Here is a 13,087-nt window from a genome sequence, read left to right on the forward strand (position 1 = left end):
TGATATTGCAACAAAATCATCCGCTAAGGAGCGGTCCAAGGCCGCGTATCAATCGAATCAAATTTTTGTTATACTGTTTTCAAGAAATAAACCGTTTGCACCGTCTTTTTGAGGCCGGGATGAGATCAAGTATTCCTGGCAATACCTGTCTTTACCAACACTTAGAGCAAGGACTAATAAGGGGGAGCAACCGCCATGTCAGAAGCAAATGTGCAGAAACTATGTGAAACGACGAGAGAAAAACTAAAATCCGTAATCGGAAAAATGGAACTATTCCTGAACACCCATGCGCTGCCTCAGCTGGTAACGGAAGAGGATGAGGAAACAGCAGCATTTTATCAAGGCTTTCTGTCCGATCTCCGCCATCTGCTGGTCTTCTCCGAAATGTCTTACGAGAAGCTCGGTGTTGCGCTGCGCCGTGCCACGTTTGATCAGGATTTCGCGCAAAAGGCGCTTTACAACGTATATCATTACGGAGTGAATAACTTCTTTTATCCAAAAAATGAAAGCTATTCCGAAGATGGACGCTACGCCTACACAGGCCAGGACGCCATCCGCTTCCGCAAAAAGCCGGTCCGTCCGGCGCGCGACATTATTATGGAAATTACCAAGGTGTATGAAGAGCTGCGGGATGATCTCAGCTACTACGAGAACGATTATCTGACCGAAAAACGGATGCAGAATCAGGTATAGCCTGTACTGGACCGTTAGCTTCATAGCGTACAATTGTTCAAGGGATCGTGCTTGCCATGGCATATGGCTGGTACGGTCTTTTTTTGCTGTGTCACATCGGTCATCCGCAGCGTAACCTGAACGGCGCATGGTTGTTTTGAAGCTTTACATTGCCTGCTCCACCAGCAGGTGGCATTCGCTATCCGCATACAGACTCAGGAGCAGGGACATAATGATACCGAGGTGATGATAATCATGTCAAACGCCAAACCGCTTGTAAGATGCAGCGTCAGCAATTGCCATTATTGGGGTTCGCAAAATGTATGCCGGGCTGAAGTGATCGTAATTGAAATTGACAAGCATGCGGGCAGCGCCTTCAAGGAAGAATTCGCCGAAGAGATGACAAGCCGCGGCAATCATCATGACCATGCGGGCACTTCATCCGCTACCTGCTGTCTGACCTTTAAGCCGGGCAAGTAAAGGGGGATGGCCGATGGACACTCAAGATGAAGAAACAAAGCCTGACCCGTCACGGCGGAGAAAAGTGATCCTGCGTCCGCGCAGCCGTGTGGATTATCCCAGACGCGACCCGGCACACCGTGAGGAATATGCTGCCGAGGTGAGTCCGCCTCTGGTTCGCCAACCGGGAACCGGCGGCAGTAAGGAACCGGAGGTCCGTCAGAGCGAGGGCGAGCATAACGACAGCGCAACCATGGGCTATATCGCTCTCGGGTTCGGGATCGTTTCATTATTCATCTGGTCGATTATTGCCGGACCCGTAGCGGTTGTGCTTGGTTACAGTGCCTACTCCCGCGGGCAGAAAACGGCGGGGGCCTGGGCGATGGGACTGGGGATCGTGTCAACATTAAGTTATTTTGTAATGATACCCTTTGCCAGGTAATGCCGGGAACAAGAAAAAGCAGGAACGAAACAGGCTTTTAGACCTATCTATAAGGGTCGGAAGTCTGTTTTTTCTTGGCGATATATAGCATTTATGATGAATGAATTGTAAAATAAAGTCGTATCTCAAATTTTAAATAGAGCTTCTTCCTACCAGGATATTTATATAAAGATTAAACCAGAAAGAAGGATGTACAAAAAATGAGTATCGATCCAGCATCAGCAAGCGGGCTTGGGCAGCTGAAGTGGGTGAACCTGCGTTCAAGCAGCGGACTGCCAGCCGGAACAGGCGCGGCTGAAGCCCAGAGCTCGTCCAGAGCTGAGTTCGCCGCTGTCCTGCAGCAGCTCTCTGCACAGCCTGCGGATGAGAGCAGTCTTACGGGAGTGGCTACACTTGCAGACAGTACAGCGATGAGCAGCCTGATCTGGCAGCAGCTTGGTGCAGCAAACGTCGGTTACGGCAGCATAGCCGGAGGAACCTTGGAGAGTGTACCGACAGATTACGAAGAGCTGATTCAGACGGCAAGTGTAAAATACGGAGTACCGGTTGACCTGATCAAGGCAGTGATCGATACGGAATCCTCGTTTAATCCGAATGTGGTTTCGTCGGCGGGAGCCAAAGGGCTGATGCAGCTGATGGATGGAACAGCCAGCGGGCTTGGCGTATCGGATCCGTTCGATCCGGCCCAGAATATCGACGGCGGTGTGCGCTACTTATCTTATCAGCTGAAGCGTTATGACGGGGAAGAGAAGATGGCACTCGCTGCATATAATGCCGGGCCCGGACGGGTGAACAAGCTTGGCGTCAGCAATGACGAAGAGCTGATGCAGAAGCTGAGCCTTCTTCCCAAAGAAACCCAGGCCTATATTACCAAAATAGAACGCGCCCGCGCCGAATACACGCTATAATAACAAGATCAAACGGTGTACCCGCACCTCTGCAGCGGGACATGACCGTTTGGTCTTTTTTTTCGGCCCGGACTTTATATGGACTATACAATAAGGTATTCTATAAGTCTTGATGGGATCATTGTTTAATCCTGATTAGTTAACAGATAAAGGAGAACTTAAATATATGCTGTACTGGGATTATGCCGCAGCAACTCCGCCGTATGAGGAAGTAGTCCAGACGATGGGGCAGATTATGAGGCTGCATTATGCCAACCCTTCCTCGCTGCACCGTGCAGGGAGAGAAGCGGAACGGCTGCTTGCACGCTCCAGAGAGGTATGTGCTGCCGCGCTTGGTGCAGCGCCTCATGAAATCCTGTTCACATCAGGAGCAACGGAGAGCAATAACCTGGCGGTTAAAGGTGCAGCCCTGCAATATCAGGGCAGGGGACGCCATATTGTTACCACGCAGATCGAGCACCCTTCGGTATATGAGAGCTGCCAGCAGCTGCAGTCCCTGGGTTGGGAGGTGACGTTTGTGGCACCTGACTCCACGGGAGTGGTAGATCCGGCCGGAATTGCTGCAGCAGTCCGGCGGGATACGGTGCTGGTCAGCGTCATGCATGTCAACAATGAGACTGGCGCGGTGCAGCGACTTAAAGATATCGGCCAGCTGGTCAAGGCAGCCAATCACCGTACGCTGTTTCATGTGGACGGTGTACAGGGCTTCGGAAAGCTGGCCACGGAGCTGAAGGAGTGGCAGGCAGATCTGTACAGCCTGTCTGCCCATAAACTCCGTGGTCCTCGCGGTGTAGGTATTCTTTATGTGCGGGAAGGCGTTGCGCTGTTCCCGCTTCTTACCGGCGGGTCGCAGGAGCAGGGGGGCCGGGCAGGCACGGAGAACGTAGCTGCGATCGTCGCTTCTGCCAAGGCGGTCCGTATGGGAGAAGAAAACAGGGAAGCCTATAATAAGCAGATTACACCGCTGCGGGACCGGCTGCTGGCGTTTTTGTCGGGAGTTCCCGAGTTTACAGTGAACAGCAGCAGGGACGGAGCGCCGCATATTGTGCATTTTTCCTATCCGGCCGTAAATGGAGAGGTGATGGCCCGCAAGCTGGAGGAGCTGGGGATGACTGTTTCTACCCGCTCCGCCTGTTCCTCCAGGCTGGCTGAACCCAGCCGGATTCTGCTGGCCATGGGCAGGGATGCCGCAGCAGCGCTTGGCGGTGTGCGCATCAGTCTGGGGGATGTTCATACGCAGGCGGATATTGAGGCCTTGGAGCAGGCGCTGCTATCCGCTGTACAAGCTTTGAAGATTGTCGAGAGAGGCAGGGACTGATTAATGAGAGAGTATAGGACTGAAGCCGCGGCAGGCCGCGGAAGCAGTATTGAATATGCCGATATGCTGCTGCTGCGCTTCGGGGAGTTTACGCTGAAGGGCAAGAACCGCAACCGGTTCGAGAAGACCGTGCTGCGCCATGTCAAGGAAATGGTAAAGCCCTATCCGAAAGCTGTGCTTAGCAAGGAATTCGGGCGGATTTATGTGACGCTGAACGGTGAGCCCGCAAGTGAGCTGGCGGAGGCGCTAAGGAATGTATTCGGCATCGCTTCAATCAGCCCGGTCAAGGTTTCACGTTCGGAATTTGACGATATTCTGGCAGCCAGCCGGAGGTTCCTGGAGATCATCGCCCCGCCACAGGGGACAACCTTTAAGGTTAACGCGCGCCGTGTGTGGAAAGAGTTCCCGCATGGCTCGATTGAGATGAATAAGCTGATATCCACCCCGCTGCTGCAGGGTTACCCGGGGCTGCTGGTCGATGTAAAGTCGCCTGAGCTTGAGCTTAAGCTGGAGATCCGCGAGGGATCTACTTATATTTTTTGCGACCAGATTGAAGGGGTAGGCGGATTTCCACTGGGTACGAACGGGAAGGCGATGCTGCTTCTGTCCGGCGGCATCGACAGCCCGGTAGCAGCCTGGTCATCCATGCGCCGGGGGCTTGAAGTGGAGTGTGTCCATTTCTACAGCTACCCTTATACAAGTGAGCTTGCCCGCCAAAAGGTTGTTGATCTGGCGCGTGTGCTGTCGCGTTATGCAGGTGTAATCAAGCTGCACCTGGTACCGTTTACGGAGGTGCAAACCTCTTTTACCGGAATCGGGCAGGATAACCTGATCATTACGCTGATGCGCCGGGCGATGCTGAGAATTACCACCCGGCTGGCTGAGCGGGAAGGTGCGCTTGCTGTCGTTACGGGAGACAGCCTGGGGCAGGTGGCCAGCCAGACCTTGTCCAGCATGAACGTCATAGGCCGCGCCACTGCGCTTCCGCTGCTCCGCCCGCTGGTGATGATGGATAAAAGTGAAATTGTGGAGCTTTCCCAGAGGATCGGAACGTACGAACTGTCGATTCTGCCTTATGAGGATTGCTGCACCTTGTTTGTTCCGAAATCGCCCACAACCAACCCGAATCTGCGGATCATTGAAAAAATTGAAGCGACTCTGCCCGGATATTCTGCCCGGCTGGATGAGGCGGTCGCAGGCACGGAGACGATTACCATTACACCGTACGGTGAAGAGAAGCCGCAAGATCTGGTGCCCGCCCAGTCCGGGCTGCAGGAGGAATGGTTCTAAGGTCAGCTTATGCCTGATCCTGATAAATAATTGGACAGGAAGCATAGCTTACCCGCTGTGGACATACATGTAATACATGTAGCCCGGGGAGGTAAGAAACGTATGGATTCGATAGTTCTGCTTGGTGAAATACTGATGATCAACCTAGTGCTGAGCGGGGACAACGCGATGGTAATTGCGATGGCCAGCAAAAACCTGCCGGAGAAGCACCGGAAACTGGCGGTCTGGTGGGGGGCGGCAGGTGCAGTGGTCCTGCGGTGTGTGCTGACCTTTGCCGCAGTGCTGCTGCTCCAGATCCCGTATATTCAAGCCGGCGGAGGAATTCTGCTGCTGTGGATTGCGTTCAAGCTGCTGCTGGAGGAAGAGGATGAGGTTACGGTCCGTGATGAGGGCTCGAGCGTGTGGAGATCCATCCGCACCATTCTGCTGGCCGACTTCGTCATGAGCCTTGACAATGTTCTGGCCATTGCCGGAGTTGCCAAAGGGGATCTTGCCCTGATTGTTATCGGCATCATGCTCAGTATTCCGATTGTCGTGTGGGGAAGCGGTATTATTGTAGGCTGGCTGCACCGTTTTCCAATTCTTATCTATATCGGCGCATTCATACTTGCCCATACGGCGGGGGATATGCTGCTGCAGGATGCCAAGTTCGGGCTCGTGATCTCGTTCTTCCTGCCTTCCTATCACAGCTTCCTGCCGATGGCCCTGGGCATCATTGTTATCCTGACAGGCGCATTCAGGAAACGGCTGGTATCAGCCAGTTAAGAAGCGGTAATAATGAGGGCTGTGCCGGAAGCTGAAAAGCTCCGGTGCAGCCTTTTTGCCGCTCTGCAGGAAGGTGCCATTTTCAAAGAGAAATAACTGCAGAATGATGGCGTTTTATGGCAGTTTCAGCTAAAATATAAAAGAAATCCAGCGAAAGAAGTGAACGATGAAGGGATAGATGAATAATGTCATCAAATAAAGACATGAAACTGGGGATATTCATTGCCGCCGCCGGCCTTATTATTTTATTGGGAAAGCTGGGGGTATTCGGATTTCTCGGACGGGCTTTATGGCCGCTCGTAATTCTGATTCCAGGCCTGTTCCTGCATGTGCTTTTTTTCAGCAAAAGGGCTTCGGCAGTTGTGCTGGTTCCGGCAGGCATTCTGACGGTTTACGGCCTGCTGTTCGGCTTCTGTAATACCTGGGGCTGGGGTTATATGCGCCATCTGTGGCCGGTGCTGCTGCTTGGTGTTGCTGTCGGCCTGTATGAATATGCCTTTTATTCCCCGGCAAGGTCGGGAGGTCTCACAGCTTTTGCTGTCATTCTCGGGGCACTGAGCGTTGTTCTGCTGGTGTTCAGCATGATCGGTACGGGTGCGCTATATCTGCTTGGTATTGTGCTGGTAGCTGCGGGAATCTGGCTGATGTCTGGCCGCAAAAAACGGGGAAGCCGGCAAAAGTGGAACGGCGGCTGGTAAAGCGGCTATAAGAACTAGAAAATTTACACGGAGCTGGAAATCGTTTTTTCATAAAAAGACTTGCTTTTCATGGTGCTTTCACTATAGAATTAAGAAATGTTGGAGCGTCGGCTTTCTGCCAGGCGCTTCTTTTGTGAGATTGCCGTGACATGCTAAGAATTTAAACATTTTTAATTTGATAAATGAGAGGATTTGGATACAAATCATGCATTCAAGAACAGAAATCCGCAATATCGCGATTATTGCCCACGTTGACCATGGTAAAACAACGCTTGTCGATCAGCTGCTGCAGCAATCCGGTATTTTCAGCGCCCACGAAACCCTTCAGGAACGTGCAATGGACTCCAACGATCTGGAGCGGGAACGCGGAATTACCATCCTTGCCAAAAATACTGCCATAACCTATAAAGAATTCCTGATCAACATCGTAGATACCCCGGGCCATGCTGACTTCGGCGGCGAAGTGGAACGGATTATGAAAATGGTTGACGGCGTACTGCTCGTAGTTGATGCTTATGAAGGCTGCATGCCGCAGACGAAGTTTGTCCTGCGCAAAGCGCTGGAGCAGAACCTGACTCCAATCGTTGTCGTGAACAAGATTGACCGTCCGGCTGCCCGTCCTAAGGAAGTTATTGATGAAGTGCTTGATCTGTTTATTGAGCTTGAAGCTAATGACGATCAGCTGGAATTCCCGGTTGTGTATGCTTCCGCGCTTAACGGTACATCGAGCCTTGATCCTGAGAAGCAGGATGACAACATGCAGGCACTTTATGACACCATTACTGAGTACATCCCTTCTCCAACTGAAAAAGTTGACGAGCCGCTGCAATTCCTGGTGACACTGATGGACTACAACGAATATCTGGGCCGTATTGCTGTCGGACGCGTTAACCGCGGCGTAATCAAACAAGGCCAGTCAGTAACGGTAATTATGCGTGACGGTAAGAGCAAAACCGCCCGTATTGAGAAGCTGTTTGGCTTCCAGGGACTGAAGCGTGTTGAAACCGAAGAAGCCGGTGCAGGCGATATCGTCGCAATTGCCGGGATCAAGGACATCAACATTGGTGAAACAATTGCTGATCCGGCTAACCCTGAGGCATTGCCGGTTCTGAAGATTGATGAGCCTACTATGCAAATGACGTTCCTCGTGAACAACAGCCCGTTTGCAGGTAAAGAAGGAAAATGGGTAACTTCCCGTAAACTGCGCGAGCGTCTGTTCAAAGAGCTTGAAACAGATGTCAGCTTGCGTGTAGACGAAACAGATAGCCCTGACGCCTTTATCGTATCCGGCCGTGGTGAGCTTCACCTGGGTATCCTGATCGAGAATATGCGCCGTGAAGGCTATGAGCTGCAGGTTTCCAAGCCTGAAGTTATCGTGAAGGAAATCGACGGAGCCAAGATGGAGCCGCTTGAGCGACTGCTTATTGATGTTCCTGAAGAGAGCATGGGCGCTGTTATGGAGAGCCTTGGAACACGCAAAGCTGAAATGGTGAACATGATCAACAACGGTACCGGCCAGGTACGTCTGGAATTCCTGATTCCGGCACGCGGACTGATCGGTTACAATACACACTTCCTGACGCTGACACGCGGTTATGGCGTAATGAACCATGCGTTCGACAGCTATGCCCCGCTGATCGGCGGCCAGGTTGGCGGACGTCATCAGGGTGTACTGGTATCCAGCGAAACCGGAACAACTACATTCTACGGCATGATGGGTGTTGAAGACCGCGGAATTCTGTTCCTGGAGCCGGGTACTGACATCTACGAAGGTATGATCGTTGGTGAACACACCCGTGATAACGACATTATCGTTAACATCTGTAAAGAGAAAGCACTGACTAACGTGCGTTCTGCTACCAAGGATGAAACGGTAAAAATGAAAACTCCGCGTATGTTCTCACTGGAAGGTGCACTTGAGTACCTGAATGATGATGAATATTGTGAAATCACGCCTAAATCCGTACGTCTGCGTAAGAAGATCCTTAACAAGGGTGAGCGCGAGCGTGCAGAGAAGCAGCGTAAGCAGGCTCAAGCAAGCCAGGCTTAAGCTGACAGCCATAAGCCGCCGGATGTTGAATCCGGCGGTTTTTTTGTGTCCTGCGGTGCTTTGCTTAAATTTAAGGATTAATGACGGCAGGAGTGATATAATGGATGCGACATCTATTTCCGGGAGGAGTGACGGGCTGTGCAGAGCTGGTTCGCTGATCATCCGATAGTCGCTTATATCGTCATTTTTGTTCTGCTGACGTATGTGTATAACCGTGTCTTCCGTGTCAATCAGAAGCTGTCAATCGGCAAGGAGATTGTACTGTATCTGATGATGGCGCTCGGCTCCGGTATGCTGCTGATCTTTCAGCATGACAAGCTGCCGATTATCCAGTGCCTGCTGGTTGCAGTAGGGCTTATGCTGCTGGTGCGGGTCCGCTATCTGGTGGAAGCCCGGCAGAGACGGAAGGCTGCTGCGGCGGACAAACACCGGTAAACGCAACTTTTGCTTCCGGTTTTCGTCTAAGCTTGTAGCTTGAACCAAAATCTATGTGAACTGAAAAGGACTTTATTCCATTATGAGTAATAGCAAGGGAAGCCTTCCTCCAAGATCAAACGGACCACAGGGAGGCAGAGGACAACAGAACCGTACGGCCCCGCAGACCAAAACGAAGAAGAAAAAAGGTAAAAAGCGCAGCTTTTTTGCAAGGCTGACCAGAATGCTGCTGATGCTGGTGCTGATTGCCGTGCTTGCCGGACTGGGGTATGCCGGATACCTGTACTACAAATTCGAGAAGGGCGGCTTTGGTACCGATCAGCCGGTAGACAGCGGACAGCTTGCTTCTGCGAAGCCGCTGACCATGCTGCTGCTGGGAACCGATAACCGTCCTAAGCATCCCTCCAATCTGACGGATGTCATTATGGTGGCTGCGCTGAACCCGGATACGAAATCGGCAACGGTCGTTTCACTGCCGCGTGATACGTATGTGGAGCTCAGCGGTTATAAGAAGAACAAGATTAATGCCTATTATGCAAGATTTAAAGCCAAAGAGGACACTTCCGGCATATCAGCCGAAGATGAGATGAAGACGATGATGGGCAAATACCTGGACGTTGATATCGATTATGTCACTGTCCTTGATTTCCAGGGCTTTCGGGATATTGTGGATGAGCTGGGCGGGGTGGATGTGAATATCAGCGCCGATATGTGCTATACGGACAGTGTAGACGGAACCGATATTAATCTCAAAAAAGGTCCGGCACAGCTGAACGGGGATGACGCGCTTGATTATGTGCGGTACCGCAAGTCCAACTGCAGCCCGAAAACGGAAGGCTCGGATGACTTTGACCGCAACAAGCGCCAGAATGAGGTGCTGAACGCGCTGGTCGGGCAGATGCAGTCACTTGGCGGTGTGCTCAAAATCGGCAATGTAATGGATGCTGTCGGCAAAAACCTGGAAACCGATATTGAGAATGAGCAGATAAAAAGCATGATTGCTACCTATTGGAAGATTTCCAAAGAGAATATTGCTTTTGTGCCGGTAACAGGAACTTGGCGCAGCCCGTATGTGTATATTAACGATAAGGAGCTGGAGAACGCCAAACAAAGCCTTCAGGCAACACTTGCAGGTTCAGCAGCTGCCTCTGAAACACCTTGAGCTGCTTCATGAAAACATCTCTAAATTGAATGCAAGTTTACGCGTGTGCTATAATATAATAAATTGAATGCACATTTGCCGCATAGGGGGCCTGTACTTATGTCCGAAGCCGTTGCTCAGCTCAATGAATCCCTGCTATCGATGCTGCAATCCGAAACCTTTGTTCTTCTTAATACGGTGGATGCTGAATCCGGAGGCCCAACGTCTACAGCCATTTCCTGGGTCTATGCCGTGAGTCCTTCTGTCGTACGTCTTGCGATTGACCACCGGTCGAGGCTGGTGAACAACATGAAGGTTAACCCGCTGGTGACCATTACGGTTTTCGGCGAAGGGACCGTTCATGCCATTAACGGGCGCGCTGCAGTGAAGCTGGATCCGCTCCCCGATGTGCCTTTTAAGATGTGCTGTTTTGATGTTGAAATTGAAGCGGTCCGCAATGCGCTTTTCTATGGCGCACAGCTTGAGTCCGCCCCGAAATATGCAAAGGTATACGATGCACGTGCAGCTGAGAAGCTGGACGGACAAGTGTTTGCCGCCATGCAAAAGGCCCAGTGATACGCTCACTAGGCTTTTTTTGTCTACCCGGTATACCAATATAAGGGAGTGATCAGCGGCAGAGCCTTTATTGATTTTTGCTTTGAGGCTTCGTATCTTCAGGCAGCTGAGGGATGATCCGGCCGATAATATCTGCCATTTCGGAGGCAAATCCGGAAACCGGGTTACCTTTTGAGATATGGCGGCTCATGTCATTCAGCCGGCCTGAAAGATCCATATCGGCCGTGACCAGTGCTTTTACCCCGCGGGGGTCCTTGCGGATTGCCTCGGCTACCGAATATTTAATGGTTCCGACCCGTGAGCGTTCAAGTGATCCGTCTACATCAATGCCGACTACGGCCACATTGTTCATGACGACACAGTGGGCTCCGTTTACTCCAGGGACTCTTTTGGCCAATTGCTCAAAATGATCCTTCAGTGCAACATCACTGTTGTCCTGAACGTCATAAGGTTGTCCTGTTCCGGACCCCCTGTTGTTATCGAGGGCGGCAGTGTTGTCATCAGACAGCTGCTGCACTCCATGCTCCCCCTGGCTGCTTAACACTTCAGGCGATTGTTTACTCTGAGGAGAGGGTGATGACTCTTTATTGGCGATACCGCAGCTTGTCAGCAGCAGCAGTACCAGCAACAGACACATTGATTTTCTCATATGAAATACTCCTTTCAGTCAAAAATCAGTACTTTACCTTATGTTGCCCTTGCTGAAAAGAGTTATGTATGATCAATCAAACCAGGCGCTGTGGAGGGGATATCATGAAAAAGATATTTGTACTAGACACTAACGTGCTCTTGCACGACCCCAATTCGATCTTTGCGTTTAAGGAGAATGAAGTAGTCATTCCGGCTGTAGTTCTGGAAGAAATCGACTCCAAGAAGCGCAACGCCGACGAAATCGGCCGCAACGCCCGAACAGTGTCACGCTTGTTAGACGGACTCCGTGAGCTGGGCCACCTGCATAGCGGGGTGGAGCTGGAGCATGGAGGCACGCTGAAGGTGGAACTGAACCACCGCAGCTTCGTAAAGGTACAGGAGATGTTCGGGGAGGTCTCCAACGACAACCGGATATTGGCTGTAGCGCTTAATTATCTCCTCGAGGAGAACGAAAAAGCTGAACCGCGCCCTGTGGTACTCGTAAGTAAAGACGTGCTCGTCCGCATCAAAGCGGATGTGCTTGGCATAACGCCGGAGGACTATCTGTCCGACCGTACCGGCGACCTGAACGAGCTATATACTGGTTATCAGTCCCTGCTGGTTCATCCGTCGCTGATTGATGAATATTACAGCAACCGTTCCTTGACCGTGAAGCAGTTGAACCTGTCCTTCAAGCTGTATCCGCATGAGTTCGTTATTCTGAAGGATGAAATCGGCAGCGGCAAGTCGGCTCTGCTTAAAGTGAACAGTGATGCGTCCAGGCTTGAGCCGCTTTATCTCGGCAATGACGCAGTCTGGGGCATCAGCGCCCGCAACGCCCAGCAGCGGATGGCGCTTGAACTGCTGCTGAATGAGGATATCCCGCTCGTTACCATCACCGGCAAGGCGGGTACAGGCAAGACACTGCTGGCTCTGGCAGCCGGACTGTTCAAGGTGGAGGATGAGCACCGCTACAAAAAGCTGCTGATTGCCCGGCCTGTGGTTCCGATGGGTAAGGACATCGGCTATCTTCCCGGCGAGAAGGATGAGAAGCTCCGTCCATGGATGCAGCCGATCTACGATAACCTGGAGTTCCTGTTCGATACCAAAAAAGCCGGTGATATCGATAAAATATTGATGGGCCTGGGCAGCATTCAGGTCGAGGCGCTCACCTATATCCGCGGACGTTCCATTCCGTCGCAGTTCATCATTATCGATGAGGCGCAGAATCTGTCCCGCCATGAGGTGAAGACGATTGTCTCCCGTGCCGGCGAGGGAAGCAAGGTCATCCTTATGGGCGACCCCGAGCAGATTGACCATCCTTACTTGGATGCGGCAAGCAATGGTCTCAGCTACATTGTTGAAAAATTCAAGCAGGAGGGCATCAGCGGCCATATCACTCTGGAAAAAGGCGAGCGTTCACGCCTGGCCCAGCTGGCTGCGGATCTGTTGTAAATACGTGCAGCCCCCGGGCAAAAGTCCGGGACTGCAAACAAAGCCGGGAGATTCTCCTCCCGGCTTTTTGCCTGCCCGGCCTACTGCGGGGCAGGAGGGTTTAAGATTGTTTTCGCGATAAGAGGAATGGAAAGGAAGTTTGGAACTGGAGGAGCGGAAGCGTCCGCCTTTGTCTGCGGATTTCAACCGTGAACAGCGGTATATAATCTGGAAATCTGCAGACAACAGCGGCCGGAAGTCCAAAGCTT

General features: G+C 51.8%; 14 protein-coding genes. 13 read left to right on the plus strand and 1 reads right to left on the minus strand.

Annotation, left to right across the window (positions count from 1 at the left end):
- Positions 1-195 precede the first annotated feature (195 nt).
- The 12 genes from M2108_RS19995 to M2108_RS20050 all read left to right on the plus strand — a co-directional run bounded on the left by M2108_RS19995 (position 196) and on the right by M2108_RS20050 (position 10,754).
- Positions 196-693: a YpuI family protein gene (locus M2108_RS19995; RefSeq protein WP_277471129.1), complete on the plus strand. Its 498-nt coding sequence runs from the start codon at positions 196-198 to the stop codon at positions 691-693.
- Positions 694-927: 234 nt separating this feature from the next.
- The gene (locus M2108_RS20000) at positions 928-1,152 is read left to right on the plus strand and encodes a DUF1540 domain-containing protein (protein WP_277471128.1); all 225 of its coding nucleotides are present in this window, start codon (positions 928-930) and stop codon (positions 1,150-1,152) included.
- A gap of 13 nt (positions 1,153-1,165) precedes the next feature.
- Positions 1,166-1,573 (plus strand): hypothetical protein, encoded by a 408-nt coding sequence (locus M2108_RS20005; protein ID WP_277471127.1) that lies wholly within the window; start codon positions 1,166-1,168, stop codon positions 1,571-1,573.
- A 200-nt stretch (positions 1,574-1,773) separates the two neighbouring features.
- Entirely contained in the window at positions 1,774-2,481 is a 708-nt protein-coding gene (locus M2108_RS20010) for a lytic transglycosylase domain-containing protein (protein WP_277471126.1), read from the plus strand.
- A gap of 166 nt (positions 2,482-2,647) precedes the next feature.
- Positions 2,648-3,799, plus strand: a complete 1,152-nt coding sequence (locus M2108_RS20015; RefSeq protein WP_277471125.1) for a cysteine desulfurase family protein — start codon at positions 2,648-2,650, stop codon at positions 3,797-3,799.
- A 3-nt stretch (positions 3,800-3,802) separates the two neighbouring features.
- On the plus strand, positions 3,803-5,089 hold the full coding sequence (gene thiI, locus M2108_RS20020; protein ID WP_277471124.1) for a tRNA uracil 4-sulfurtransferase ThiI: 1,287 nt from the start codon (positions 3,803-3,805) through the stop codon (positions 5,087-5,089).
- 102 nt (positions 5,090-5,191) lie between these two features.
- A complete protein-coding gene (locus tag M2108_RS20025; RefSeq protein WP_277471123.1) occupies positions 5,192-5,854 on the plus strand; it encodes a TerC family protein in 663 nt (220 codons plus the stop codon).
- 185 nt (positions 5,855-6,039) lie between these two features.
- The gene (locus M2108_RS20030; protein WP_277471122.1) at positions 6,040-6,552 is read left to right on the plus strand and encodes a hypothetical protein; all 513 of its coding nucleotides are present in this window, start codon (positions 6,040-6,042) and stop codon (positions 6,550-6,552) included.
- A 205-nt stretch (positions 6,553-6,757) separates the two neighbouring features.
- Positions 6,758-8,602: a translational GTPase TypA gene (gene typA, locus M2108_RS20035; protein ID WP_277471121.1), complete on the plus strand. Its 1,845-nt coding sequence runs from the start codon at positions 6,758-6,760 to the stop codon at positions 8,600-8,602.
- A 138-nt stretch (positions 8,603-8,740) separates the two neighbouring features.
- Positions 8,741-9,037 carry a YlaH-like family protein gene (locus M2108_RS20040; protein WP_068726396.1) on the plus strand — a complete coding sequence of 99 codons (297 nt, stop codon included), beginning with the start codon at positions 8,741-8,743 and terminating at the stop codon, positions 9,035-9,037.
- 82 nt (positions 9,038-9,119) lie between these two features.
- On the plus strand, positions 9,120-10,199 hold the full coding sequence (locus M2108_RS20045) for an LCP family protein (protein ID WP_277471120.1): 1,080 nt from the start codon (positions 9,120-9,122) through the stop codon (positions 10,197-10,199).
- A 99-nt stretch (positions 10,200-10,298) separates the two neighbouring features.
- Entirely contained in the window at positions 10,299-10,754 is a 456-nt protein-coding gene (locus M2108_RS20050; protein WP_221802382.1) for a PNPOx family protein, read from the plus strand.
- 67 nt (positions 10,755-10,821) lie between these two features.
- Here the strand turns inward: M2108_RS20050 and M2108_RS20055 are convergent, their stop codons facing one another.
- Positions 10,822-11,403 carry a YhcN/YlaJ family sporulation lipoprotein gene (locus tag M2108_RS20055; protein ID WP_277471119.1) on the minus strand — a complete coding sequence of 194 codons (582 nt, stop codon included), beginning with the start codon at positions 11,401-11,403 and terminating at the stop codon, positions 10,822-10,824.
- 104 nt (positions 11,404-11,507) lie between these two features.
- Here M2108_RS20055 and M2108_RS20060 point away from each other — a divergent pair, with 104 nt between their 5' ends.
- Positions 11,508-12,839, plus strand: a complete 1,332-nt coding sequence (locus tag M2108_RS20060; protein WP_277471118.1) for a PhoH family protein — start codon at positions 11,508-11,510, stop codon at positions 12,837-12,839.
- Positions 12,840-13,087 lie beyond the last annotated feature (248 nt).

This window comes from Paenibacillus sp. PastM-3, from assembly GCF_029893965.1.
Lineage (GTDB): Bacteria > Bacillota > Bacilli > Paenibacillales > Paenibacillaceae > Paenibacillus_AQ.